Genomic DNA, 25,379 nt, shown 5'->3' with positions numbered 1-25,379 from the left:
GAATGACTCAGCCGATTTCGGCGGCGCGTTTGACCGCTGCGCGAATGCGCGGATAGGTGCCGCAGCGGCAGATATTGCCGGAGAGCGCCTGATCGATATCGCTGTCGGTGGGCTTGGGAATTTTCGCCAGCAACGCGGCGGCGGACATGATCTGCCCGGACTGGCAGTAACCGCACTGCACCACGTCCAGCTCGGCCCAGGCCTCCTGCACTGGGTGCGAGCCATCGCTGGACAAGCCCTCGATGGTGAGGATTTTCTGCCCGTGGGCGACGGCAGTCGCCGGAGTGATACAGGAACGTAATGGCGCGCCGTCGACGTGCACGGTGCAGGCGCCGCACTGGGCCATGCCACAACCGAACTTGGTCCCGGTCAGGTGCGCGACATCGCGCAGAACCCAGAGCAGCGGCATGTCGGCGGGGACATCGAGCTCCTGATCCTTGCCATTGATATTAAGGGTCAGCATCGGCGGATTTCCTCAGGCTCACGGTGGTGCGAAGGGGCGTCGCTGTGGTCGGAAAAACCTGCGGACGCCCGCGCTTATCCCTTTCAGCAAAGCCTAATTTGCGCTTGAAGCCAGACGTTGTGACCAGCGGTCATGCAGACCCCGGCATTGCTCCTACAGTTGATAACGGCTCGCACTGAGTCGTCGTACCTCTGCGCAAACGGTCCGCGTACATCGCGGTTGTCCATCACAGGTCAGGAGTAACGAATATGGGCTTTGTCACCACTCGAGACGGCGTCGATATCTTCTACAAGGACTGGGGCCCGCGCGACGCGCCGGTGATCCACTTCCACCACGGCTGGCCGCTCAGTTCCGATGACTGGGACGCGCAGATGCTGTTTTTCCTGGCACAGGGCTTTCGGGTGATTGCCCATGATCGACGTGGACACGGGCGCTCCAGCCAGGTCTGGGATGGCCACGACATGGACCATTACGCCGACGATGTGCTGGCGGTGGTCAATCATCTGGGTACGAGCAACGTGGTGCACGTCGGCCATTCCACCGGCGGCGGCGAAGTGATCCATTACATTGCCCGACATGGTCAGGACAAGGTCAGCAAAGCGGTATTGATCAGCGCCGTACCACCGCTGATGGTGCAGACCGAAAGCAACCCGGGCGGTTTGCCGAAATCGGTGTTCGATGGCTTTCAAGCGCAGTTGGCGGCGAATCGCGCGCAGTTCTATCGCGATGTGCCGAGCGGACCTTTCTACGGCTACAACCGCCCGGGCGCCGAGCCGGCGGAAGGGATCATCGCCAACTGGTGGCGCCAGGGCATGATCGGCGGCGCCAAGGCGCACTACGACGGCATCGTCGCGTTCTCGCAAACTGACTTCACCGACGACCTGAAAAAAGTCACCGTGCCGGTGTTGGTGATGCACGGCGAGGATGACCAGATCGTACCCTACGCCAACTCCGGACCGTTATCGGCGAAACTGCTGCCCAACGGCACACTGAAGTCGTATCCGGGCTTCCCGCATGGCATGCCGACGACGCAGGCTGAAACCATCAATGCGGATTTGTTGGCGTTTATTCGCGGGTAATCGCCTCAATCAGGATTACCGCGATATCGGCAACACTGATCCCCTGTGGGAGCGGGCTTGCCCGCGAAGGCGTCGCTCCAGTCTAATTATCTGCGAATGACACTCCGCCTTCGCGAGCAGGCTCGCTCCCACAGTTGATATTGGGTATATATCCGCCAGGGACTGGTCGGCTATAAGGCCGCCATCGCTGGCAAGCCAGCCCCCACAGGGATCACGGTAGATCCGCTATTCATTCGTATCTTTGAGATAGCTATCGCGAGCAAGCTCACTCCCACAGAAATCGCAAGCGTGCTGAAGGCTGAATCAATCCCCTACCGCTCTGCCCGCCCTTTGCCTTCACGATCACCACGGTAATGCCTGGCCAGCGGAAAATCCGGCAACCACGATTCACGCCGCACAATCCAGCTCTCATAGGTCGGCTTCAACTGATCCGGCGCATCCAGCGCGCCGAGGTTCACCTCGACCTCATCACCACTGCGGTTGAACACGGAAGAACCACAGCGCGGACAAAAGTGCCGCCCTTGATACTCATGGGTTTCACCGCTGATGGTCACCGCGTCCTCAGGAAAAATCGCCGAGGCATGAAACAGCGCGCCGTGAACCTTGCGACAGTCCAGGCAATGGCACAATCCAACTCGGTAAGGCTCGCCAGAGGCTTGAAAACGCACATCGCCGCACAGGCATCCGCCGGTAAATGCAGTCATGGTTCAGCTCCATCGCGCTCGTAGTGTCACGCCCCCAGAGCCTATAACAGTCGGTGCTGCAATGCAGGCGATGTTTCAGATGAAAAAGCTTGATGTGGCGACACTGCAACGGGCATTCGCCGGCCAGAGCTAATACACTCAGACGCTGACCTGTCGGGACGATCACGATGAAACGCGCCACAGCGAAAAACCCCGAGAAAGCCCCGCGCTTCTGGCGCGACGACGCCCTGCCCTTCATCGAAGCGCGGGCCATCGCGGATGGGCGTGAAGTCTGTTATGCGCGGCATTCCCATGCGCACTTTTCCATCGGCGCGATCACCGCCGGGCGCAGTACCTATGTGCATGAGCAGGCGCAATTTGAGGTGGCGGCCGGCACCGTGGTGCTGATGAATCCCGGCGATGTGCATGCCTGCAATCCGATCGATGATCAGCCTTGGTCGTATGTGATGTTGTATGTCGAAACGCCGTGGCTGACGGATTTGCAGCATCAATTGGGGTTTGCCGGGGAGCTGGAATTTCGCCGATTTTCCGACACGCATCTGACTGATGCCGAACTCTTTGGCAAGTTGATGGAGTTGTACGAGGTTTTGCTCGACGACCAAATGGAGGCGCTGGCGAAACACAGCGCAGCGGTTGAGTTTTTCAGTGATTTGCAGGTCCGCCTGAATCCAGCGGACGAGCCCGTTGCCGAGCCGAATTTCAAGCTGGAGCGCGCCGCTGATTTCATCCGTGGACATTGCACCGAAGTGCTGAGCCTCGAGGCAATTTGCGCGGCGGCGCAACTATCGCCGTCATACCTGATTCGTGCGTTCAGGCAGCGTTACGGGATGACGCCCCATGCCTTCCTGGTCAACCAGCGCATCCAGTTCGCCCGCGAGCGTTTGCGCAGCGGCCAGTTGATTGCCGATGTCGCGCTCCAGGCCGGGTTTGCCGATCAGGCGCATTTTCAACGAGCGTTCAAACAACATCTGGCGGCGACGCCGGGGCAGTATCGCGGCTGACTCCATACTCGAAGTTGAACCCTGCCCCCCTTGTGGGAGCGAGCCTGCTCGCGAAAGCGGTGTGTCATTCAACACTTCACTGACTGATCCATCGTATTCGCGAGCAGGCTCGCTCCCACAGGGGGTTGTGGTGGGCCTGTGAATCAAGTGAACAGCAAATAAAGCGCACTCACCGCCAGCAACAACGCCATCAATCGATTGAACCAGCGCATCCCCGCTGCATTGCTCAGATACCCGCGCAAGAACGTCCCGGCATACGCCCAGCAGCCCACCGACAGATAGCAGATCACCAGATACACCGCCGCAAACTGCCAGACCAGCCGCGCCTCGCCATCAGCGACAAACGCGCCCATGCCGGCCACGCATGCCAGCCAGGCCTTGGGGTTGAGCCATTGCATCACCGCGCCATAGAGCATCGACGGCGCGCGGCCGGATTCGCTGGCGTGCAACTGGCCGTCATCGCTGGCCAGTTTCCAGGCCATGAACAACAGAAACGCCACCCCGGCCCATTGCACCACGCGGGTCATGAATGGCCAGAGTTGCAAGACCTCATGCAGGCCCAGGCCCATCAGCACCAACAACAGCACAAAACCCAGCGTCGCCCCGGCCACATGCCGCTGGCTGGCGCGGAAACCGTACTGCGCGCCTGAACTCAAGGCGACGATATTGACCGGCCCGGGGGTGATGGATGCGGCGAGGGCAAACGCCGCCATGGAAAGAATCAGACTCATTGCACACCTGCTTCAAACGAGGAACGAGGTGGCTACGGTAGCGAGCAGGGGATTTGCGGTATTGAAGAAAATGACCCTGAGGATGCGAATCTGATCGTTCCCACGCTCTGCGTGGGAATGCAGCCCGGGACGCTCTGCGTCCCATTCAGAGCGTGGGAACGATCGAAACCTACAAGGGGCAATCAGGCCAGGCGCGGCACGGTGAAGCGGAATTCGCTGCCCTGCCCCGGCTCGCTCTCGGCGACGATCTGGCCGCCATGGGCTTCGACGATGCCTTGAGTGATGTACAAACCCAGGCCAGTGCCGGTCGGGTTGCCTTCCTTTATCGTCCAGTAGCGATCAAACACATGCGGCAAGTGCTCCTTGGGAATGCCTTCGCCACTGTCACGCACGATAAACACGATCTCGTCGCCCACCGATTTGGCGTGCACGCCGACGGTGCCCATGCGCGGGGTGAATTTGATGGCGTTGCCCACCAGGTTCGACAACACCTGAAACAGCCGCTCGGGGTCGGCGTGGATGCGCAGGTCAGGATCGGCCTGGAAGGAAATGCTGATGTCCTTGTCATGGGCCAGCGGCGACAGCAACGCTTGGGCCTCTTCAAAGATGTGCCCGACCTCCAGCGCCTGCGGGGTGATGGAGTAGCGCCCGGCGTCGATTTTCGAGGTATCGAGCAGGTCTTCCAGCAACGTGTTCATCCGCGCCGTGGCCTGCTGCATGGTGTCGATCGCCGTGGAAATGCGCCGTGAGGTGTGCGCGCCTTCCGAGCTGAAGGCTTTCTGCATCATGCCGCAGAGCATGGAAATCACCGTCATCGGGTTGCGCAGGTCGTGGGAAACCACCGCCACCAGATCATCGCGCGCCTGCACAGCCGCCTGCTCGCGACGGACCTGGCGGGCCAGATCGTTTTCCAGCGCCGAACGGCGCAGGTCATTGGCGGCGAACCGGTCACCGTGGCTCCACTTGGTGGAGATCCCGGCCATCTCGACCTTCCAGATCTCGAACGAGGTGCGCGGACGCAAGCGCATCCCGGCGTCGGAGTTTTCCAGATCCAGCGGCTTGCGCGGGTCGCCGCTCCAGTTGATGTTTTCCTTCACTTCCGGACGGAACCACAGCACGCCGTTGTCCACCGGTTTCGGCAGGCTCATGGCAAGCACACCACTGGCTACCGACTGATACTGCGCCGCCGGCGGGTAAACGCTGGACAGGTGATGGCTGGCGAACACCGGCTCGCCGCGCGCCTGCAACCACTTGTGCAGCGCGCGAATTTCTTCCGGTTCAGGGCAGTTGCCGTAACGGTGCAACTGCTTGTCTTCGATGATCGCAATGCCGCCGGCATTGACCAGCGCCATCAGCGTCGCTGGCTGCTGGGCGAGGCCGTCGAAAACATTTTGCGGCGAATCGACCATCGCCTGATTGAGCCGCGCCAGCGCTTCGACCTTCTCTTCACGCTGGCGGGTCAGTTCAAGGGTTTCCATGGCACTGATCTGCAATGAAAGGACCTGGCCGATGGTCTGGCAAGCCATGCGCAATTCATGCGGCACGTGCAGTGGCTGGCGGTTGCCGCAGCTGATCAGGCCCCAGAGCTTGTCGCCCTTGAGCAGGGAAATGCTCATCGACGACAGCACGCCCATGTTCTTCATGTACTGGCAGTGAATCGGCGAGACGCTGCGCAGCGTGGCGAAACTGAGGTCCAGCGGCGTCTGCGTGTCCGGGCGCAGCTTCGGCACCAGTGGCACCGGCTGATAATCGGCGTTGGGGATGATCCGCAACCAGTTGGTGCGATACAGCTCGCGCGCCTGCTCGGGAATGTCCGAAGCCGGGAAGAACAGGCCGTTGAACACTTCCATCGATGGATCGGACGCTTCGGCGATGACCTGACCGTGGCCCTCCTCCTCGAAGCGATAGATCAGCACCCGGTCGTAACCGGTCATCGCCTGGATTTCCTTGACGCTGATGTCGTACAGGGCCTGCAGCGTGGTCGCCGCTTGCAGGCGCTGGAGCATGCGGCCCAGGTGGGTATTGACCCCGGCGACGTTGCGCGGCTGGAAATTCTTCACGTGAATTTCCAGTTCGAGAATCAGCACGCCCTGATGGCGGTGCAGCAAACCTTCGAATTCAGTGCCGTTAAGCTCGAAACGCAGGGGCGCCGCCTCGGAGAACGTCGCCTGTTGCAAGGCTTGCAGCACTTGCGCGGTGTGTTCGGCGCCGATCAGGCTGTGCAGCGGCTGGCCGATCAGGGATTCGGGCGCGCGGGCCAGCAGGGTTTCGACGTTGGCGCTGACCTGAATGATCTGCAGCGCAGGCTCGGTCAGGGTCAGCAGCAGACCATGGGGCTGGATCGCGCCGGGAAAGCGGATCGGCTCGTCGGCACAGTTGGCCAGCAGTTCTTCAAAGGCTTGTTGGTCTTGCGGGTTCATGCCAGTACCTCCTGGCGCTCGAGCCACTGCTCGAAACAGCTGAATGTGATTTGTGCTGCGCTGACCACGGCCGCGCGTTCGCTGGCCGCCATGGGCCGGTTGCTCAGGTATTCGATGAACTCGCGCCAGCGCCGCCCGGTGGCCGCGCCGTAGACATCGAGGAAGGCAGCGCCATTGTCGGCGTCCAGATTCAGCCGCGCGGCGATCTCGCGACGCAGGATCTGCCCGCCGAGAGTCGCGCCTTCGAGCACGTACAAAACACCGAGACTGGCGGCGCTGGAGTCAATGACTGGCAGATCTTCACACAGCGGCAAATCATCAGCGGTTGCCCCCAGTGCGCGCAGGTCGGCGCGCAGGGTGTCAGCCTTCAGACGAGGCAGCAGATTGAAATCGTCCGGGACCGCGCCACTGGCGAGCAACGCCTGTTCGAGCGGCTGATAGAACCCGTAATAGGCCTGCATCAAGCGCTCGAAAGCGGGGGTATCGAGGGTGTCGGAGAAAAAAGGAAGGCGTTTTTCCAGTGCGATGTGCAGTTCGGCTGTGCCGGCCCGCAGATCTTGCAGCACCGGTGGCACATAAACCTCACGGGCCTTTGCTTGCATGTAGATCGCTCTTGGTGGGACCCGGCAGGGGCCATTCTGGGTGGGCTCGACGTGGGGGGAATTTATCACGCCACGCAGCTTTTTCTGCCTGCCGAAGCGTTTTTTCTGTCGAACTGCGACCCTATGACAGGTTCAGAGTGGCGCCGGATCAGAAAAGTTCGACCGACGCCATTATCCTGCCACTGTTGACCACCTCAATCAGCGCCGTCGTTCTGCACCGATGGATCGCCGTTGGCCGGTACGCTGCTGTCGACAACGGGTTTCGAAGGATTGTTTTTTTCGGCCCCGGGATAACCGGGCAGACCGCGAGTATCGTCCGGCGTCATGACATCCTCGTTATCGCGGCTGACATCCCAGTCGGTGGTGGCGTTGGGGTCTTCATCACGCCCGGCCGTGCCGATGGCGAAGCCGTCGTCGTTGGGATTGACGGTTTGGTTAAGCGCTTTGTCGTTGCTGGATGAGTTGCTCATGTCTGCCTCCAGAACACGTTGATCGGACTTGTTTGGCAACGCCCTGGCCGCTCAAGTGCAATGGACAAGACCAACGGTGCATTCGCGGGGCACTGGTCGCCCGGCGTGAACCACCGCAACGGCGCACGGTTCTCAAGAGAAACACTTGCTCGAGCACTGTCATGAGCCACCCGCGATTCGGCATTGAGGAAGAGTACTTTCTCACTGACCTGCAGAGCCTGCGCATGATCGGTAGTCCGCCGCCACAGGCCATCGAGGCTTGCCGGGCGGCGCTGGGTGTGTGGTTTGCCACGGAGATGTTTCAGGGCCAGATCGAAGTGGCTTCGCCGGTATTCAGCGATTTCGAACACGCCAGTGATTTTCTGCGTGGCAGCCGTCAGGCCTTGCGCGCGGCCCTGGAGCCATTTGCTCTGGGCATGCTCAGCGCCGGCAGTCATCCGCTGGCCGACTGGCGCGAGCAGGTTCCGACCGACGAGGAACACTTCCGGTATCTGTTCGAGCGCTACGGCCATGTCGCCCGCCGCAGCGTGCTGTCGGGCCTGCATGTGCACGTCGAGGTGGCAGAGCCGCTGGATCGCATTGCGGTGATGAACGAAGTGCTGCCGTGGACGCCGCTGCTGTTGGCGCTGAGCTGTTCGTCGCCGATCTGGGATGGCGCCGCCAGCGGCTTCATGAGCTATCGGCAGACCGCGTGTGACGAGTGGCCACGCATGGGCATCCCGCCGCTGTTCGCCGATCAGCGCCATTACGACGAGCACTTGGCGTTTCTCACGCGCATCGGCGCCATCACTCAGCCAGGCGAATGCTGGTGGGGCGTGCGTCCGGCCGCGCGTTTTCCGACCCTGGAACTGCGCATGACTGACGCTTGCCCTCGCGTCGACGATGCGCTGACCCTTGCGGCGTTTTTCCGGGTATTGGTGGCTCATGCCAGTGCGCAGCGGCGGCCCGGTTTGCTGTACGACCAGACCGCGCGTTCGATGCTGGAGGAAAATCGCTGGCGCGCCAAACATCAGGGGATTCATGCGCGCTTTCTGGTCGAAGGCATCGACGGCGACTGTTCGCTCGCGCAATGGCTGGAACTGGCCGAGCAGCGCTTTGCCGAGACGGCGCAGATACTGGGCGCGGCGCAGTTGTTCGAACGTGCCCGGGCGATCATCGACAGCGGCACCAGCGCCGATCGGCAACTGGCGCTGTTCAATCTGGCGTCTGAACAAGTGCAAAACGGCCGTTCGGCCCTCGGGCAAGTGGCCGAGCAGCTGCTTCAGGAAACCGCTGGCTGATCGCTCTCGGACGGGCCTTTGAGTTCGACCTGATTGCCGTCCGGGTCGAAACAGTAAAGCGACAAGCCGTAACCCTCGGCGCCGAAACGCCTGGCGGCTTTCTCCACGGTCAGCCCGAACGATTGCAGGTGAGCGATGAGCGCGGCTTCATCGAACGGTTCAATGCGCAGGCAGAAGTGGTCGACATTGCGTCGCTGCGCCTGCGCCGCGCCACCGCCCTTGCGCCCGAGTTCGCCGTGCAAGTCGACCAGATCGATCATCGACGTGCCAGCGCGCAAATGCACCAGCCCCAGCGGCTGGTTATGCCTGACCACTTCGGCGCCGAACACCCTGGCGTAGAAATCGATGCTGCGTTGCAGGTCGGCGACGCGCAGGACGATATGATCGATGCGCTGAATGGAAAACGGCTGCATGGTTTGGCTTCCTCGAAAGCGGCGACCCGCTCATTGTGCTGCACAAGGGAAAAAATTCACTGTCGATTTTTCGGTGGAGCCATCGACAAAGCGGATTTACTCTCACGTCATGAACATACCAGCCGCTGCCCTGCCGCCCCACGCCGAAATGGTTCGCGCCATGCTCGAGCGCGACACTGCCTATGAAGGCGTGTTCTTCACCGCCGTGAAAACCACCGGGATCTTTTGCCGCCCCAGTTGCACGGCGCGCAAGCCGAAACCGGAAAACGTCGAATTCTTCGCCCACGCCGACGAGTGCCTGTGCGCCGGTTACCGCGCCTGCCTGCGCTGCAAACCGCTGGACGCAGCAGCCATCGCCCCGGACTGGGTGCAGCGCCTGCTCAATGCGGTGAACGCCGATCCCGAACGGCGCTGGAGCGATGCGCAATTGCTCGCCGAGGGCATCGAACCGCTGAAACTGCGACGCTGGTTCAAGCAGCACTTCGGTATGACTTTCCACGCCTGGCTGCGCACACGGCGCCTCGGCATGGCTCTGGGCGGAATCAGGCAAGGCACTTCGATCGATCACGCCGCGTTCGACTCCGGCTATGAATCGCTCAGTGGTTTTCGCGACGCGTTTCAGAAGTCCTTCCACATCACCCCGGGCCGCGCGGCCAATAGTGAACCGTTGCTGTTCACCCGCCTGACCACGCCGCTGGGGCCGATGATCGCCATGGCCGAGCGCCGTGGGCTGGTGTTGTTGGAATTTCTCGATCGCCCGGCGCTGACCCGTGAAGTTGAAGCGCTGCAAAACCGTTACGGCTACGCGATTGCACCGGGGCATAACGCCCACTTGCAGCAGATCGAGGTGCAACTGGCGGATTACTTTGCCGGCAAACTCACTCAGTTCAGCGTGCCGCTGCACCTGCCCGGCAGCGCTTTTGCACGCGAGGTGTGGGCGGCGCTGCTGCAAATTCCCTATGGCCACACCAGCACGTACGGCGCCATCGCGGCAGGCCTGGGCAAACCCGGCGCCAGCCGTGCGGTCGGCCTGGCCAACGGGCACAATCGCCTGTCGATCGTGGTCCCGTGCCACCGAGTGATCGGCGCCGACGGATCGCTGACCGGTTATGGTGGCGGACAACCGCGCAAGGCGTTTCTGCTCAGGCTGGAAAACGCTGCGCTGCAAATGACTCAACAATTGGCTTTTTGAGCCATGCAATCCAACACGCAAACAGGGATTTCGATGGGTATGTCCGAATCACCGCAACATGGCTGACATGTATGAGATGGCCAGCGCTTTTCTGGCCGCGATAGACACCGACTGGCAGCGCCATGTCAGCGCCGTCGGCCCATGTCTGCATCAGCCACATCCGGCGCGCGACCCGTATGAATCGCTGGTACGGGCGATTGCCTATCAGCAACTGCACGCCAAGGCCGGCGATGCGATCCTTGGGCGTTTAGTGGGGTTGTTTCCCGGTCAGGTGTTTCCACGCCCGGAGCAGATTCTCGCGACTGAGGTCGAGCAACTGCGCGCTTGCGGATTTTCAGCCAGCAAGATCGCGACGATTCAAGGGATCGCCCAGGCGACGCTGGACGGCGTGGTGCCCGATTACCCGACTGCACGGGCGATGGACGATGAAACCCTGATCGAACGCCTGACCAGTTTGCGCGGTGTCGGCCGCTGGACCGTGGAGATGCTGTTGATCTACAGCCTCGAACGCATGGACGTCCTGCCGGCGGATGATTTTGGCGTGCGTGAGGGATATCGGCGCTTGAAGGGACTGGAGGTGCAGCCGACGCGCAAACAGATGATCGAGATTGGCCAGGCGTGGAAGCCTTATCGGACGGTTGCAGCCTGGTATCTGTGGCGCGTGGCCAAGGCTTAGACCGCGTTATCGTTCTTCGCAAGCAGGCTCGCTCGCACACTGAATCAGCGTTCGGCGCTCTGTTTCCGCGCTTCTGGAGTGAGGGGGAAATCGAACTGGCGCTGCAAATCTTCAGCCTTGAGAATCTCGAACAACGCCTGCGCCGCCGCCGACAGCTCATTGCCCGGATCGGTCAACACGCCAATCGCCCGTTCGACAGAATCATTCAAGGTCAGGCAATGCGCACCGAGCTCGCGCATCTGCCCCGCGCACAATGCCGGCACCGCGCTGACCCCAAGCCCGCTGGCAACCATTCGCCCGACGGTCGCCAATTGATGGCTCTCGAACTCCACCGGCAACTTCATTCCGCGCGCCTGCAAATGCTCTTCCAGCATGACCCGCACGGTCGATGGCCGCTGCAAGGTGATGAACGGTTGCTCCAGCAAGGTCTGCCAATCGATGTCGGCGCGACCAGCCAGCGCTGAATCGGCCGGCACCACGGCGACAAAGCGATCGACATACAGCGGCGTGAACGTCATCGATGTGCTCTGCATCGGCGCGAACGCCACACCGAGTTCAACCTGACGATCGCGGACCATTTCCAGCACTTGCTCGTTGATCACGTCGTTGACCGTGACGTTGACGTTCGGATAACGCGCGCGGAAGCTCTTGAGAATCGGCGGCAGCAGATTGCCGGCAAATGACGGCATCGCCGCCAGGGTCACGCGTCCGCGCTGGAGGCTGAAACGCTGGCGCATCTCGTCTTCGGCGTTGTCCCAATCGGCGATCAAGCGGCGCGCCAGCGGCAGCAGGGACTCGCCTTCCGGGGTCAACGCCACGTTACGCGTGTTGCGGCTGAACAGGCGCCCGCCCAGGCCCTCTTCCAGCGCTTTGATGGTCAGGCTGAGCGCTGACTGCGACAGGTGCAGACGCTCGCAGGCCACGGCGAAGCTCAGGCTATGGGCCACGGCGAGAAAGGCACGGATCTGTTTGATGGTCATGTCGCTTTGCTCCAGTTGCAAGCTGCAAGCGTCAAGCTGCAAGCCGTGATGCGATGGCCCTGATCGTTCCCACGCTCCTGCGTGGGAACGATCATCGCCGAACGCGTATTAGTGAGCTTTATCAATCAATCAACCGCAAAAATCAACTTAACAAATATATTCCACAGAGAGACACTCCAGTCATTCGGCTAGCCAGCCGCCCGCAAATAATAAAAGAGGTGCCTATGGCAGGTTTCGACAAGCGTGTGTATTCCTACGAGGAAGCGATGGCCGGGCTGGAAGACAGCATGACCGTTATCGCCGGCGGTTTCGGCCTGTGTGGCATTCCGGAAAACCTGATCGCCGAGATCAAGCGCAAGGGCACCCGTGATCTCACCGTCGTTTCCAACAACTGCGGCGTTGATGGTTTCGGCCTTGGCGTGCTGCTCACCGACCGCCAGATCAGCAAAGTCATCGCTTCCTACGTCGGCGAGAACAAGTTGTTTGAAGAGCAACTGCTCAAGGGCGAGATCGAAGTCATCCTTACCCCGCAAGGCACCCTCGCCGAAAAAATGCGCGCGGGCGGCGCCGGCATTCCGGCGTTCTTCACCGCCACTGGCGTTGGCACCCCGGTTGCTGAAGGCAAGGAAGTGCGTGAGTTCAAGGGGCGCAAATACCTGATGGAAGAGTCCATCACCGGCGACTTCGCCATCGTCAAAGGCTGGAAGGCCGACCATTTCGGTAACGTCGTTTACCGTCACACCGCGCAGAATTTCAACCCGCTGGCCGCGACCGCCGGCAAGATCACCGTGGTCGAAGTCGAGGAAATCGTCGAGCCCGGCGAACTCGACCCGACGCAGATCCACACCCCGGGCATCTACGTCGACCGGGTCATTTGCGGCACGTTCGAAAAACGCATCGAACAGCGCACCATCCGCAAATAATTCAGGCCTACGGAGAACAACATGGCACTTACCCGCGAACAAATGGCTCAACGCGTCGCCCGCGAAATGCAGGACGGCTACTACGTCAACCTCGGCATCGGCATTCCGACCCTGGTTGCCAACTACATCCCCGAAGGCATGGAAGTCATGCTGCAATCGGAAAACGGCCTGCTCGGCATGGGCCCGTTCCCGACCGAAGAAACCATCGATGCCGACATGATCAACGCCGGTAAACAAACGGTGACGGCGCGGATCGGCGCGTCGATCTTCAATTCCGCCGAATCCTTCGCGATGATCCGTGGCGGCCACGTCGACCTGACCGTGCTTGGCGCCTTTGAAGTGGATGTTGAAGGCAACATCGCTTCGTGGATGATCCCCGGCAAACTGGTCAAGGGCATGGGCGGCGCGATGGATCTGGTGGCCGGCGCCGACAACATCATTGTCATCATGACCCACGCCTCGAAGGACGGTGAGTCCAAGCTGCTGGCCAAATGCAGCCTGCCGCTGACCGGTGCCGGCTGCATCAAGCGCGTGCTGACCGACCTCGCCTATCTGGAAATCGAAAATGGCGCTTTTGTCCTCAAGGAACGCGCACCTGGCGTCAGCGTTGAGGAAATCGTCGCCAAAACCGCTGGTAAACTGATCGTCCCGGATCACGTACCGGAAATGCAGTTCGCTGCCCAGTGAGGAATTCGCACATGCAAGACGTCGTCATTGTTGCCGCCACGCGTACCGCGATCGGCAGTTTTCAGGGCTCCCTGGCCAATGTATCCGCTGTAGACCTGGGCGCGGCGGTGATCCGCCAGTTGCTCGAGCAGACCGGTCTGGACGGGGCGCAGGTCGATGAAGTGATCATGGGCCAGGTGCTCACCGCTGGCGCCGGGCAGAACCCGGCACGTCAGGCCGCGATCAAGGCTGGCCTGCCCCATGCCGTGCCGGCCATGACCCTGAACAAGGTTTGCGGTTCGGGCCTCAAGGCTCTGCACCTGGGCGCGCAAGCGATCCGTTGCGGCGACGCCGAGGTGATCATCGCCGGCGGCCAGGAAAACATGAGCCTGTCCAACTACATCATGCCGGGCGCGCGCACCGGTCTGCGCATGGGTCACGCGCAAATCGTCGACACCATGATCAGCGATGGCCTGTGGGATGCGTTCAACGATTACCACATGGGCATCACTGCCGAGAATCTGGTCGACAAATACCAGATCAGCCGCGAACAGCAGGACGCCTTTGCTGCCGCTTCCCAGCAGAAAGCTGCCGCCGCTATCGAGGCCGGGCGCTTCGTTGATGAAATCACGCCGATCCTGATTCCCCAGCGCAAAGGCGATCCTGTCGCGTTCAAGGTCGACGAGCAGCCACGCGGCGATACCACCGCAGAATCTCTGGCGAAATTGCGTCCGGCGTTCAAAAAGGACGGCAGCGTCACCGCTGGCAACGCCTCGTCGCTGAACGACGGTGCCGCTGCTGTGATTCTGATGAGTGCCGAGAAAGCCAAATCGCTGGGCCTGCCGGTTCTGGCCAGGATTGCCGCCTACGCCAACGCTGGCGTCGACCCGGCGATCATGGGCATCGGCCCGGTATCGGCGACCCGCCGCTGCCTCGATAAGGCCGGCTGGAACATCGACCAGCTCGACCTGATCGAAGCCAACGAAGCGTTCGCTGCGCAATCGCTGGCCGTGGCCAAGGACCTGCAATGGGATCTGGACAAGGTCAACGTCAACGGCGGCGCCATTGCCCTCGGCCACCCGATCGGCGCATCAGGCTGCCGCGTGCTGGTGACATTGCTGCATGAAATGCTCAAGCGCGATGCCAAGAAAGGTCTGGCGACCTTGTGCATCGGCGGCGGTCAGGGCGTGGCATTGGCGCTGGAACGCGCCTGATACGGAGTTCAAGGTTGACCGCGGATCCACGACATCCGCTGTTGGCTGGCAACAAAAAACCCGGTGCGATTTGCGTTGCACCGGGTTTCTTTTTGCCTGTCTACGATCGGTGGTGAATGTTCTGGCCCCTTCGCGAGCAGGCTCGCTCCCACATTCTGCAACGCATTACCCTGTGGGATCGAGCCTGCTCGCGAAAGCGCTTGATCAGGCAGCCAACCACTCAAGGCTTGCGCAACAGATAGGTATCCATGATCCACCCATGCTCCGCCCGCGCCGCTTTGCGCACCCGTTCGATCTCATCGGCGACATCCGCCAGCCGGCCGCTGAGCAGTATCTCGTCCGGTGTGCCCAGGTAAGCGCCCCAGAAAATCTCGGTCTGCCGATCCGCCACCCGCTGGTAGGAATCCTCGGCATCGAGCATCACCACCAGACTGTCCGCTTCACTCACCTGCCCCGCCGCCAATCGCCGGCCTGTGGTGATTTCTACCGAGCGACCAATCGTGTTCAAAGGTATTTTGTGCTGCGCAGCCAGGGCCTGAACGCTGGTGATCCCCGGTATCACTTCGTATTCAAACTGACAGCGGCCTGATGCCTGAAGCGCCTGAAGAATCCGTAATGTGCTGTCGTATAACGCCGGATCGCCCCAGATCAGGAATCCGCCGCACTGGCCGTCGGACAATTCTTCATTGATCAGCTGTTCGAATGTCTGCTGCTTGGCGCGATTCAGTGCATCGACACTCGCCGTGTAGTCGACATCGCCGCGCTCGCGCTCCGGGCTGCTGGCTTCGACAAAGCGATAAGCGTGGTCGGTGATGTAGCGCTCGCAGATCTCTCGGCGCAGGTCGATCAGCGTCTGCTTGCTCTGGCCTTTATCCAGCAGAAAGAACACATCGACCCGATTCAGCGCTTTCACCGCCTGCATGGTGATGTAGTCCGGATTGCCGGCGCCAATGCCGATGACCAGCAGCTGTTTCATCAGGATTCCTCGTCAAGGGCCATGCCCGGCAAGCGTAGTCGCCAGATGCCATTGAAGCGCAAGTCGATCATCGCCAGCGGCTCAACGTCGATTGCGTGGAACGCCGCGCCTTGCAGCACCTGCATCAGCGCCGCGCGCATGACGAACGGATGAGTCACCGCCACGACATGCCCAGGCGTTGCAGCGATTGTGTCCAGCCACTTTGCCACCCGCTGCGTCAGTTGCCTGACTGACTCGCCGCCATGGGGTGCCGCTTCAGGATCGGCCAGCCAGGCTTGCAAAGCCTGGTTTTCGTTGGCTTGCAGATCCTTGATCGACTGGCCGTGCCAGCGTCCCCAATCGCAATCGCGCAGGGCTTGATCAATCTGCGCATCGACGCCAAACCATGCCGCCGTTTGCTGAGTTCTCAACTCCGGGGCACACACCAGCCGCCGTGTTACCGCCAATCGCGCCCTGAACGCGTCGGACGGAACAGCCAGATTTTCAACAGGCTCGTCCGTAGGAAAACGCGCTAGTTTCTGTGCGACGGTTCGCGCATGGCAAATCAGTGTCAAACGGCTACTTGGCACAAGCAGGTTCTCGGTCGAAAGATAAAACAAACAATGGCACACAGCCGATACGCGTCGCATTGTGCCGTAAAACCTCGGCGTTCAGGGTTGTCACCGGGCCGTCGCTGAGCTTGGGATAGGTAATGTCTGACACAGCAATCGGCAAAGGACTACAACAGCGCGCTACTTCGACGTAGCCCTTATTACACGGGCACCTTGCACACTTTTGGTGCTCGAAAAACCTGTACAAAAATTAGCTAGACATGTAACACCCATTACATAAATACTCGTTTAACGGATTGTGAAACGAATTCGACACCCCATCCAGCAGGAGCCCGGATGCCCCCTCTCAGAGACCTGATCACCGACCCCGGCCTGGACCTGACGCCATCGGAGCGCAAAGTCGTTCGCGCCCTGCTCGATCAGTATCCACGCAACGGTCTCGGGCCTATGGCGCGACTGGCCGAACATGCCGGCGTCAGCGATCCGACCATCGTGCGCCTGGTGAAAAAGCTCGGTTTCGGCGGTTATGCCGAATTCCAGGAAGCCCTGCTCAGCGACATGGACCATCGCCTGCGTTCACCGCGCACCTTGTTGCAGCCGCGCTCGCAGCAGAACAAGGACGATGCCTGGGCGCATTACCTGGCGGACAGCCAGCGCTTGCTGATCGACACTCAAGCCCTGACCCAGCCTGAAGATGTGCGCATCCTCGTGGAATGGCTGCTCGACAGCCGCCATCAGGTCTACTGTTTCGGTGGCCGCTTCAGCATTCTGCTCGCCAACTACCTGCTCAACCACCTGCGTCTGCTGCGTCCCGGCTGCTTCGTCCTGGAAGACAACGCCCTGCTGCCCGACCGTTTGTACGATTTGCAACGTCAGGACGTGGTGCTGGTGTTCGACTACCGGCGCTACCAGACCCAAGCTTTGCGCGTTGCGCAGGCGGCGAAAAACAACAACGCGCGAGTGGTGTTGTTCACCGATGTCTACGCCTCGCCGCTGCGCGAACTGGCCGACCTGATCATCAGCGCGCCGGTGGAATCGGCGTCGCCGTTCGACACCATGGTGCCGGCGTTGGCGCAGGTCGAGGCGTTGATCGCCTGCCTGACCTTGCGCGTGCCGGACCCGGCCGATCGCCTGGAAGGCATCGATGCCCTGCGCAACGATTTTGCGACTCACCTGCTGGAGGACAAATAAGGATGTTCAGCCTTCCCCACCGCTCGCCTCGGGATCTGCCGTTTGCGACCGACCACACCGCTTTGTTGCTGGTGGACATGCAGCGCGCCTGGCTCGAACCGCAATTCGACCCACACCTGAGCGAGCCGGATGCCGAGTATTTTCTCCAGCGCACGCGCAGCCAAGTGGTGCCCAACCAACAGCGTCTGCTGGGCGCCTTTCGTCAGGTGCAGCAGAACGTGCTGCACACGATTATCGAAAGCCTGACCGCCGACGGTCGCGACCGCTCGCTGGATCACAAACTGTCGGACATGCACCTGCCCAAGGGCAGCGTGCAAGCTCAGGTCATCGCTGAGCTGACCCCGACCGAAAACGAAATCGTGCTGCCGAAGACCTCCTCCGGGGTGTTCAATTCAACCAACATTGATTACGTGCTGCGCAATCTGCAGACCCGCCATCTGATCATCGCCGGTATTGTCACCGACCAATGCGTCGACATGGCTGTGCGCGACGCCGCCGACCGTGGCTATCTGGTCACGCTGGTGGAGGATGCCTGCGCCACTTACACAGTTGAACGCCATCACGCCTGCCTCAACGCGATCAAGGGTTACTGCTGGATCACCGACACCGACACCGTGCTCGGCCGTTTGCAGGAGATGCAGCCATGAGCCCGCGCCTGACGCCTTTACCGATGACCACGCTGGTGACAACCGACCTGATCGGCATCACCCGTGGCCGCTCGTTTCCCAGCGATGAGCTGGAGCACTACCAGGCAGCGGGTTGCGGCTGGGTCCCGGCTAACAGCGCGTTGACGCCGCAAGACATCATCGCTTCGAGCAATCCCTGGGGCGCGTATGGCGACCTGCGGCTGATTCCCGATCTGAGCAGCCGCGTCACTGTCGGCAGCGGTCCGGATGCCAATGCGCCGGTGCTGGATTTCGTTCACGCCGACATTCGTGAGACCGACGGCCAGGCATGGGGCGCCTGCCCACGCACATTGCTGCGCGATGAAATCGAGCGCTATCACGATGAGCTGGGGTTGCAAGTCAACGCCGCCTTCGAACATGAGTTCAACCTGCATGCAGGTGTCGCCGAGCATGCGGCGTTCTCTCTCGAGGCGCAGCGCCAAGGCGCCGAATTCGGCGGCTGGCTGCTCAGCGCGCTGCGCGCCGGCGGCGTCGAGCCGGAAATGTTCCTGCCGGAATACGGCAAGCACCAATACGAAATCACCTGCCGCCCGACTATTGGCGTGGCGGCGGCCGATCGCGCGGTCAACGTGCGGGAAATCACCCGGGAAATCGCCCGGCAAATGGGGCTCGGCCTGAGTTTCGCGCCGAAGACCGCCGCTGAGGCGGTGTGCAACGGCGTGCATCTGCACGTCAGCCTGCTCGATCTGGCCGGCGAGCCGATGTTGTACGACGCTGGCACCAGCAACGGCCTGTCGAGCATCGGTCAGCACTGGGCTGCCGGCGTCCTGCACTATCTGCCGGCGCTGTGCGCGTTCACCGCGCCGACGCCGCTGTCCTACCAGCGTTTGCAGCCGCACCACTGGAGCGCGTCGTATGCGTGTCTGGGGCAGCAGAACCGTGAAGCGGCGCTGCGCATCTGCCCGACCGTGACCTTGGGCGGCAAGTCTGCCGCGCAGCAGTTCAACCTGGAATTCCGCGCCATGGACGCTACCGCCTCGCCGCATCTGGCCATGGCTGCGCTGCTGATTGCCGGGCGACTGGGGATCGAACAGCGTCTGGCGCTGAACGCGGTTACCGATGAAATTCCCGATTCACTCAACGACGAACAACGCAAGGCCCGGGGCATCGTCGCCCTGCCCGCCTCGCTGGCCCAGGCGCTGGATTGCCTGCGTGACAGTGCAGCCTTCAACGAATGGCTGCCCAAGCCGTTGCTCGACACTTATTACGCCCTGAAAACCGAGGAACTGGCGCTGACGGAACAGCTCTCGCCCGCTGACCTGTGTGAGCACTATGCACGCCTGTACTGAATCCGCCGAGCTTGGGTTGTACACCCGCCCGGTCTACAACCTGAGCCGCGAGGACTCGACGACCCCGTTGATCCTCGTGTGCGAACACGCCAGTCGCTACATCCCCGAGGCCCTGAACAATCTGGGCCTGGACGCGGCAGCCGCACGCGAACATATCGCTTGGGACATCGGCGCGCTGCAACTGGCCGAACAGTTATCGGAACAGCTCGGCGCCACGTTGCTCAGCGCCAATTATTCACGGCTGCTGATCGACCTCAACCGCCCGCGCCATGCGCCGGACAGCATCCCGCTGCAGAGCGAGATCTACCCGATACCCGGCAATCGCGAGCTGGATGAGGCGACCCGCGAGTACCGGCGCCAGACGTTGTTCAAACCGTTTCACGCGCGCTTGCAGACCTTGATCGACGAGCGCATTGCCAAAGGTCTGCCGGTGCGGGTGGTCGGTGTTCACAGTTTCACCCCGGTGTATTACGGCCAGCCGCGACCACTGGAAGTCGGCGTGTTGTTCGGCCAGGCCCAGGACTATGCTCAGCGCCTGCTCGACGGGCTGCAAGCGCAGCCGCTGAAAGTCGCGGGCAACCAGCCGTACAAAATTGATCCCTTGGGCGACATGACCGTGCCCGTGCACGGTGATGCCAGGGGCCTTGAGGCGGTGCTGATCGAGGTGCGCAATGATCTGCTGCGCAGTTCCGAAGCGGTTTCGCGCTGGGCAGGTTACCTCGCACCTTTGCTGTAAATGACGGACCGATAAAACATAATCCGACCGATGGCTGACAAGGAGTTGCGCTTCATGGAAATTGAAGAATTCGGCTACAAGCAAGAGTTGAAACGTAGCCTGACGCTGACCGATCTGGTGGTGTACGGGATGATCTTCATGATCCCCATCGCCCCGTTCGGTGTGTATGGCTACGTCAACGCCGAAGCACCGGGGATGGTGCCGCTGGCGTACATTATCGGCATGGTGGCAATGCTGTTCACCGCGCTGAGTTACGGCAGCATGGCCAAGGCCTTTCCGGTTGCCGGCTCCGTATATTCCTACGCGCAACGCGGGCTTAATCAACACGTCGGCTTCATCGCTGGCTGGCTGATGCTGCTCGATTACCTGCTGATTCCGCCGCTGCTGTACCTGTATTCGGCGATGGCGCTCAACCATTTGTACCCAGACATTCCCAAGGTCGGCTTCATCCTGGCGTTTCTGGTCAGCGCGACGTTCGTCAACCTGCGCGGCATTACCTTCACCGCGCGGATGAACATGCTGTTCCTGCTGGCACAAATGGTGGTGCTGGGCATCTTCCTGTTCTACGCCTGGAACGCCCTGCACAACGGTGGCGGTAACGGCGAGCTGACGCTGGCGCCGCTGTATCACCCGGAAACCTTCAACTTCGCCCTGCTGATGCAAGCGGTGTCGATCGCCGTGCTGTCGTTCCTCGGCTTCGACGCGATCTCCACCCTCGCCGAAGAAATCAAGGAAGATCCGGGCCGCAGCGTCGGCAAGGCAGCGCTGATCACTCTGGCAGTAATGGGCACGATTTTCGTCGTACAAACGTGGATCGCCACCGATCTGGCAGCGGGCATGGGCTTCAAATCCGCCGACACCGCGTTCTATGAAATCGCTGAAATCGCCGCCGGCAGCTGGCTGGCGACCCTGACCGCCGTCGCCACGGCGCTGGCCTGGGGCGTTGCTGTAGCGATCACCTCGCAGGCCGCCGTCTCGCGTCTGCTGTTCGGCATGGCCCGCGACGGCAAGCTGCCGAAGGTGCTGGCCAAGGTCCACCCGAAACACAACACGCCGTACCTGAGCATTTATCTGGTGGCGGTGTTGTCGCTGCTGATCTGCTACCTGTTCATCGACGCGGTCGACATTCTCACCTCGCTGATCAACTTCGGCGCCCTCAGCGGTTTCATGCTGCTGCACCTGACGGTGATCAACCACTACTGGCGTCGGCAGAAGTCGGGGCAGTTTGTGCGCCATCTGCTCTGCCCGGTGATCGGCTTCGTCATCGTTGCCGCCATCATGTACAACATGGGCGTCGATGCGCAGAAACTCGGCCTGATCTGGATTGCCCTGGGCCTGGTGTACCTGTTCTTCCTCAACAAGCTCGGCGCCAGCACAGCGCTGCCCGATCCGAGCAAAGGCTGACAAGAAAAAGAGCGGCGTCTGACAACAAATCAGGCGACCGCCGATTCAACGCGTGGAAACCGACAGTGATAGTCAGGTTCGGCGAATCGGCCGAACCTTTTGATACAGGAGTACATCCATGCTGGTCTTACGCCCAGTCGAGCAGAATGATCTGCCCCAGCTACAGCGCCTGGCCCGCGAGAGCCTGATCGGCGTGACCTCGCTGCCGGATGACAGCGAGCACCTGCGCGAAAAAATCGCCGCGTCGTGCGCGTCTTTCGACAGCGCCGCCACAGCCCAGGGGCCGGAAAACTATTTCTTTGTACTGGAAGATCTCGAACGCCAGCAATTGGTCGGCTGCTCGGAAATCCTCGCCACCGCCGGCTTCAAGGAGCCGTTCTACAGCCTGCGCAACCGCCATTTCACCAGTGCTTCGCGGGAATTGAACATCGAGCACGGCGTACCGGCGTTGTCGCTGTGCCATGACCTCAGCGGGCATACCTTGCTGCGCGGTTTCCACATCGATGCAGCGTTGGTGCGTACGCCGTTTTCCGAACTATTGTCGCGAGCGCGCCTGCTGTTCATTGCTGCGCATGCACAGCGGTTCTCCGAGGCGGTGATCACCGAAATCGTCGGCTACAGCGACGAGCAGGGTCATTCGCCATTCTGGGATGCGCTGGGCAAGCATTTCTTCGACCTGCCCTACGCCGAAGCCGAGCGGCTCTGCGGTTTGCAGAGCCGCACGTTCCTCGCCGAACTGATGCCGCAATACCCGATCTACGTACCAATGCTGCCGCCAGCGGCGCAGGACTGCATCGGCCGCGTGCATCCGGACGGCCAGGAAGCCTTCGACATCCTCGCGCGGGAAGGCTTCGAAACCAACAGCTACATCGACCTGTTCGACGCCGGCCCGACCCTGTATGCGCGCACCGCGAACATTCGTTCGATCGCCGACAGCCATACCGCCATTGTCCGCCAACAAGCATCGACCGACGCCCGTGGCCGTTACCTGCTGAGCAACGACGCCCTGCATGACTACCGCGCGATGGTCACCGAACTCGACTATCACCCCGGTCAGCCGCTGCCCCTGCCCCCCGCCATCTGCGCGGCGCTGAAGGTCAGCGATGGCAGCTCGATACGGCTGGTCGCTCTGTGAGCCGCGTTAACCATCCGCGCCTGAATCGGTCCGCCAAAGGAGTTGGAGCATGATTGTCCGTCCGGTAAAAGTCAGCGACCTGCCTGCCTTGATGACCCTCGTCGAACAGGCAGGGCCAGGTTTCACCACCCTTCCTGCCAACGAGGACCGCCTCGCACATCGAGTGCGTTGGGCACAGCGCGCATTCGCCGAACAGGTGGAACGCGCCGATGCCGATTACCTGTTTGTCCTCGAGGATGATGAGCAGCGCGTGGTCGGTGTCAGCGCGATGGCCGGCGCCGTTGGCCTGCGCGAGCCCTGGTACAACTACCGGCTCGGCGTCACCGTCAGTTCGGCGCCAGATCTGGGTATTCAGCGGCAGATTCCGACGTTGTTCCTGAATAACGAGCTGACCGGCCAATCAGAGCTGTGCTCGCTGTTTCTGCGCCATGACCAGCGCAACGGCAGCAATGGCCGCCTGTTGTCGCTGGGTCGCTTGCTGTTCGTCGCTGAATTTCCGCACCTGTTTGGCGAGAAGATGATCGCCGAACTGCGCGGCAGTGCCGATGAAAACGGTTGCTCGCCGTTCTGGGACAGCCTGGGCCGACACTTTTTCCAGATGGATTTCACCCACGCCGATCACTTGTCCGGCCTGGGCAACAAAGCCTTTATCGCCGAACTGATGCCGCGCCAGCCGCTGTACACCTGCCTGCTCACCGAACAGGCGCAGGCGGCGATCGGCCAGACGCATCCGAACACTCAACCAGCGTTGAAAATTCTTCAAGCTGAAGGCTTTGCGCACAAAGGCTACATCGACATTTTCGATGGTGGCCCGGTTATCGAAGCGCCGATCCGCAGCATCCGCACGGTACGCGACAGCCTCGAACTGACCCTGAGCCTCGGCACCCCCGACGAGCAGGCGCCGCTGTGGCTGATTCACAACCGCCGGCTGGAAAACTGCCGCATCACCGCGGCCCACGGTCGACTGGTGGGCAACAGCCTGGTGGTTGATCGTCTCACCGCCAAGCGCCTGCAACTTCAGCCGGGAAATTCGGTGCGCGCGGTGCTCCTGCCCCATCAACAGCAACATGCCGTGGCGGCCTGATATTTCCGGCACGGGAGATTAAACCTTTCAGCCGCCAGTCCTGCCGCGCAAATTCGTCATGATTCTTGACCCATTCGCGTGATAGCCTTTTCATTCTTCGGCGTTGACACCTTTGCTCAAGCCTTTCCATTCCTTATGTATTGGTGGAACTCGTATGACCAGGCTTTCCCATCAAGATTTGCGCCGCAATTTCCGTCAGCTGCTGGCCTCCGACACCTGCTACCACACCGCTTCGGTGTTCGACCCGATGTCGGCCCGCATCGCCGCTGACTTGGGTTTTGAAGTAGGTATCCTCGGCGGCTCCGTGGCCTCGCTGCAGGTGCTTGGCGCACCGGACTTCGCCCTGATCACCCTCAGCGAATTCGCCGAACAGGCCACGCGCATCGGTCGCGTCGCCCAATTGCCAGTGATCGCTGACGCCGACCACGGCTACGGCAATGCCCTCAACGTGATGCGCACCATCGTCGAACTGGAACGCGCCGGCGTCGCTGCACTGACCATCGAAGACACCCTGCTGCCCGCGCAATTCGGGCGCAAATCCACCGACCTGATCACCGTGGCCGAAGGCGTCGGCAAGATCCGCGCGGCGCTGGAAGCCCGGGTCGATACGGAAATGGCGATCATCGCCCGCACCAATGCCGGCATTCTGCCGAACCAGGAAATCATCAGCCGCACCCGCCAATATCAGGCGGCGGGCGCTGACGGCATCTGCATGGTCGGCGTGCAGGACTTTGATCAACTGGAACAAATCGCCGAGCACCTGACCGTGCCGCTGATGCTGGTCACCTACGGCAACCCGGCCCTGCGCGACGACAAACGCCTGGCCGAACTCGGTGTACGCGTGACCATCGACGGCCACGGCGCCTACTTCGCCGCGATCAAGGCCACCTACGACAGCCTGCGCGAACAGCGACAGATCTTCACCCAGGCCTCCGATTTGAGCGCGACCGAGTTGACCCACACCTATACCCAGCCGGAGGAATACATTCTCTGGGCCAAGGAATACATGAGCGTCAAGGAGTGACGGTGTGCCCGGGCTGACGCCATCGCTGGCAAGCCAGCTCCCACAGGGTTTTGTGTTGCACAAATAATCCATGTTTGGTCGCATAACCTGTGGGAGCCTGGCTTGCCAGCGATGAGGCCAGCCGCGACACCGCTAAACCGGCGTCTTGTAAGCCTCTTCCCGCTGCGCCGCCCGCGCCTGAATCACATTCAAAATCGCGCAGCCCTCGCGCATCAGCAGATGAACCGCGCTGGTCACCCGCGTCAGATCACAATCGGAAATGCCCTTGAGGTTAAGGCTGGCAAAGGTGTCGGCCAGATCGCGCACGACCACAAACCGGTGCATCGCACAGGCGGCCATGTCGCTGAGTTCAGTGTGGGTATTGATGAAGAGCACCGGGGATTCGGCGTCGTAGGTGTCGATGGGGAGATAGCGCGGCATTACTTGGTCGGTCATAAAGTTCACTCCAAAGAGGGGTCTGGTGCTGTATTCGACCGGCCAAGATCGTCG

The 25,379-nt window shown here is 61.3% G+C and carries 27 protein-coding genes and 1 pseudogene; 17 read left to right on the top strand and 11 right to left on the bottom strand.

Going from position 1 to position 25,379, the window contains the following annotated elements:
- Positions 1-7: 7 nt before the first annotated feature.
- Positions 8-463, bottom strand: a complete 456-nt coding sequence (locus ACYSTU_RS16335) for a (2Fe-2S)-binding protein (protein ID WP_499000072.1) — start codon at positions 461-463, stop codon at positions 8-10.
- Between the two features lie 248 nt (positions 464-711).
- Here ACYSTU_RS16335 and ACYSTU_RS16330 point away from each other — a divergent pair, with 248 nt between their 5' ends.
- Positions 712-1,542: an alpha/beta fold hydrolase gene (locus ACYSTU_RS16330; protein WP_024012485.1), complete on the top strand. Its 831-nt coding sequence runs from the start codon at positions 712-714 to the stop codon at positions 1,540-1,542.
- A 311-nt stretch (positions 1,543-1,853) separates the two neighbouring features.
- On the opposite strand, the gene ACYSTU_RS16325 is transcribed toward ACYSTU_RS16330, so the two are convergent.
- On the bottom strand, positions 1,854-2,246 hold the full coding sequence (locus ACYSTU_RS16325) for a GFA family protein (RefSeq protein ID WP_499000069.1): 393 nt from the start codon (positions 2,244-2,246) through the stop codon (positions 1,854-1,856).
- Positions 2,247-2,301: 55 nt separating this feature from the next.
- Here ACYSTU_RS16325 and ACYSTU_RS16320 point away from each other — a divergent pair.
- Both ACYSTU_RS16320 and ACYSTU_RS16315 read left to right on the top strand, forming a co-directional pair.
- Positions 2,302-2,379, top strand: a pseudogene (locus ACYSTU_RS16320) (VOC family protein); the annotation flags it as partial.
- A 34-nt stretch (positions 2,380-2,413) separates the two neighbouring features.
- Positions 2,414-3,247 carry an AraC family transcriptional regulator gene (locus tag ACYSTU_RS16315; RefSeq protein WP_499000066.1) on the top strand — a complete coding sequence of 278 codons (834 nt, stop codon included), beginning with the start codon at positions 2,414-2,416 and terminating at the stop codon, positions 3,245-3,247.
- Between the two features lie 143 nt (positions 3,248-3,390).
- On the opposite strand, the gene ACYSTU_RS16310 is transcribed toward ACYSTU_RS16315, so the two are convergent.
- The 4 genes from ACYSTU_RS16310 to ACYSTU_RS16295 all read right to left on the bottom strand — a co-directional run bounded on the left by ACYSTU_RS16310 (position 3,391) and on the right by ACYSTU_RS16295 (position 7,470).
- The gene (locus ACYSTU_RS16310) at positions 3,391-3,978 is read right to left on the bottom strand and encodes a LysE family translocator (RefSeq protein ID WP_056784646.1); all 588 of its coding nucleotides are present in this window, start codon (positions 3,976-3,978) and stop codon (positions 3,391-3,393) included.
- Positions 3,979-4,160: 182 nt separating this feature from the next.
- The gene (locus tag ACYSTU_RS16305) at positions 4,161-6,398 is read right to left on the bottom strand and encodes an ATP-binding protein (RefSeq protein ID WP_223630267.1); all 2,238 of its coding nucleotides are present in this window, start codon (positions 6,396-6,398) and stop codon (positions 4,161-4,163) included.
- Positions 6,395-7,000, bottom strand: a complete 606-nt coding sequence (locus tag ACYSTU_RS16300) for a biliverdin-producing heme oxygenase (RefSeq protein ID WP_016774141.1) — start codon at positions 6,998-7,000, stop codon at positions 6,395-6,397. Before ACYSTU_RS16300 ends, ACYSTU_RS16305 begins: the two co-directional genes overlap by 4 nt.
- 194 nt (positions 7,001-7,194) lie before the next feature.
- Positions 7,195-7,470 carry a hypothetical protein gene (locus ACYSTU_RS16295; protein WP_024012480.1) on the bottom strand — a complete coding sequence of 92 codons (276 nt, stop codon included), beginning with the start codon at positions 7,468-7,470 and terminating at the stop codon, positions 7,195-7,197.
- Between the two features lie 161 nt (positions 7,471-7,631).
- Here ACYSTU_RS16295 and ACYSTU_RS16290 point away from each other — a divergent pair, with 161 nt between their 5' ends.
- Positions 7,632-8,750, top strand: coding sequence for a carboxylate-amine ligase (locus ACYSTU_RS16290; protein ID WP_499000060.1), 1,119 nt, complete (start codon positions 7,632-7,634; stop codon positions 8,748-8,750).
- On the opposite strand, the gene ACYSTU_RS16285 is transcribed toward ACYSTU_RS16290, so the two are convergent.
- Positions 8,732-9,163: a VOC family protein gene (locus tag ACYSTU_RS16285; protein WP_252877860.1), complete on the bottom strand. Its 432-nt coding sequence runs from the start codon at positions 9,161-9,163 to the stop codon at positions 8,732-8,734. The two genes, ACYSTU_RS16290 and ACYSTU_RS16285, sit on opposite strands and share 19 nt — an antisense overlap.
- 109 nt (positions 9,164-9,272) lie before the next feature.
- Between ACYSTU_RS16285 and ACYSTU_RS16280 the strand changes: the two genes are divergently transcribed.
- Both ACYSTU_RS16280 and ACYSTU_RS16275 read left to right on the top strand, forming a co-directional pair.
- Positions 9,273-10,355 (top strand): bifunctional transcriptional activator/DNA repair enzyme AdaA, encoded by a 1,083-nt coding sequence (locus ACYSTU_RS16280; protein ID WP_130889019.1) that lies wholly within the window; start codon positions 9,273-9,275, stop codon positions 10,353-10,355.
- A 58-nt stretch (positions 10,356-10,413) separates the two neighbouring features.
- Complete coding sequence (locus ACYSTU_RS16275) at positions 10,414-11,031, top strand: DNA-3-methyladenine glycosylase family protein (RefSeq protein WP_499000056.1); 618 nt, start codon at positions 10,414-10,416, stop codon at positions 11,029-11,031.
- Positions 11,032-11,075: 44 nt separating this feature from the next.
- On the opposite strand, the gene ACYSTU_RS16270 is transcribed toward ACYSTU_RS16275, so the two are convergent.
- Positions 11,076-12,011, bottom strand: coding sequence for a LysR family transcriptional regulator (locus tag ACYSTU_RS16270; RefSeq protein ID WP_499000053.1), 936 nt, complete (start codon positions 12,009-12,011; stop codon positions 11,076-11,078).
- Between the two features lie 224 nt (positions 12,012-12,235).
- Here ACYSTU_RS16270 and ACYSTU_RS16265 point away from each other — a divergent pair, with 224 nt between their 5' ends.
- The 3 genes from ACYSTU_RS16265 to ACYSTU_RS16255 are packed head-to-tail and all read left to right on the top strand — an operon-like array spanning position 12,236 to position 14,814.
- The gene (locus ACYSTU_RS16265) at positions 12,236-12,934 is read left to right on the top strand and encodes a CoA transferase subunit A (protein WP_499000050.1); all 699 of its coding nucleotides are present in this window, start codon (positions 12,236-12,238) and stop codon (positions 12,932-12,934) included.
- A 21-nt stretch (positions 12,935-12,955) separates the two neighbouring features.
- Positions 12,956-13,621 carry a CoA transferase subunit B gene (locus ACYSTU_RS16260; protein WP_016774134.1) on the top strand — a complete coding sequence of 222 codons (666 nt, stop codon included), beginning with the start codon at positions 12,956-12,958 and terminating at the stop codon, positions 13,619-13,621.
- Between the two features lie 11 nt (positions 13,622-13,632).
- Positions 13,633-14,814 carry an acetyl-CoA C-acetyltransferase gene (locus tag ACYSTU_RS16255; protein WP_499000047.1) on the top strand — a complete coding sequence of 394 codons (1,182 nt, stop codon included), beginning with the start codon at positions 13,633-13,635 and terminating at the stop codon, positions 14,812-14,814.
- A gap of 220 nt (positions 14,815-15,034) precedes the next feature.
- Here ACYSTU_RS16255 and cobF read toward each other — a convergent pair whose 3' ends face one another.
- Both cobF and ACYSTU_RS16245 read right to left on the bottom strand, forming a co-directional pair.
- Positions 15,035-15,790, bottom strand: a complete 756-nt coding sequence (cobF, locus tag ACYSTU_RS16250) for a precorrin-6A synthase (deacetylating) (RefSeq protein ID WP_499000044.1) — start codon at positions 15,788-15,790, stop codon at positions 15,035-15,037.
- Positions 15,790-16,359: a histidine phosphatase family protein gene (locus ACYSTU_RS16245; RefSeq protein ID WP_499000041.1), complete on the bottom strand. Its 570-nt coding sequence runs from the start codon at positions 16,357-16,359 to the stop codon at positions 15,790-15,792. The genes cobF and ACYSTU_RS16245 overlap by 1 nt, the downstream gene beginning before the upstream one ends.
- A 318-nt stretch (positions 16,360-16,677) precedes the next feature.
- On the opposite strand from ACYSTU_RS16245, the gene ACYSTU_RS16240 reads away from it, so the two are divergent.
- The 8 genes from ACYSTU_RS16240 to ACYSTU_RS16205 all read left to right on the top strand — a co-directional run bounded on the left by ACYSTU_RS16240 (position 16,678) and on the right by ACYSTU_RS16205 (position 24,890).
- Positions 16,678-17,532, top strand: coding sequence for a MurR/RpiR family transcriptional regulator (locus ACYSTU_RS16240; RefSeq protein WP_499000038.1), 855 nt, complete (start codon positions 16,678-16,680; stop codon positions 17,530-17,532).
- 2 nt (positions 17,533-17,534) lie between these two features.
- The gene (locus ACYSTU_RS16235; protein ID WP_281880691.1) at positions 17,535-18,179 is read left to right on the top strand and encodes a cysteine hydrolase family protein; all 645 of its coding nucleotides are present in this window, start codon (positions 17,535-17,537) and stop codon (positions 18,177-18,179) included.
- Positions 18,176-19,507 carry a type I glutamate--ammonia ligase gene (locus ACYSTU_RS16230; protein WP_499000035.1) on the top strand — a complete coding sequence of 444 codons (1,332 nt, stop codon included), beginning with the start codon at positions 18,176-18,178 and terminating at the stop codon, positions 19,505-19,507. The genes ACYSTU_RS16235 and ACYSTU_RS16230 overlap by 4 nt, the downstream gene beginning before the upstream one ends.
- The gene (locus ACYSTU_RS16225; protein WP_499000032.1) at positions 19,491-20,243 is read left to right on the top strand and encodes an N-formylglutamate amidohydrolase; all 753 of its coding nucleotides are present in this window, start codon (positions 19,491-19,493) and stop codon (positions 20,241-20,243) included. Before ACYSTU_RS16230 ends, ACYSTU_RS16225 begins: the two co-directional genes overlap by 17 nt.
- Positions 20,244-20,297: 54 nt before the next feature.
- Entirely contained in the window at positions 20,298-21,647 is a 1,350-nt protein-coding gene (locus ACYSTU_RS16220) for an APC family permease (protein ID WP_197892799.1), read from the top strand.
- A 118-nt stretch (positions 21,648-21,765) separates the two neighbouring features.
- Positions 21,766-22,782, top strand: coding sequence for an arginine N-succinyltransferase (locus ACYSTU_RS16215; protein WP_499000029.1), 1,017 nt, complete (start codon positions 21,766-21,768; stop codon positions 22,780-22,782).
- Between the two features lie 49 nt (positions 22,783-22,831).
- On the top strand, positions 22,832-23,866 hold the full coding sequence (gene astA / locus ACYSTU_RS16210) for an arginine N-succinyltransferase (RefSeq protein ID WP_016774124.1): 1,035 nt from the start codon (positions 22,832-22,834) through the stop codon (positions 23,864-23,866).
- 154 nt (positions 23,867-24,020) lie between these two features.
- Complete coding sequence (locus tag ACYSTU_RS16205) at positions 24,021-24,890, top strand: isocitrate lyase/PEP mutase family protein (protein WP_016774123.1); 870 nt, start codon at positions 24,021-24,023, stop codon at positions 24,888-24,890.
- 132 nt (positions 24,891-25,022) lie between these two features.
- Here ACYSTU_RS16205 and ACYSTU_RS16200 read toward each other — a convergent pair whose 3' ends face one another.
- Complete coding sequence (locus ACYSTU_RS16200; protein ID WP_024012470.1) at positions 25,023-25,325, bottom strand: hypothetical protein; 303 nt, start codon at positions 25,323-25,325, stop codon at positions 25,023-25,025.
- Positions 25,326-25,379 lie beyond the last annotated feature (54 nt).

It is taken from the genome of Pseudomonas glycinis, assembly GCF_054871425.1.
The sequence above is the reverse complement of the archived record's forward strand: the minus strand, read 5'-3'. Positions and strand labels throughout refer to the sequence as shown.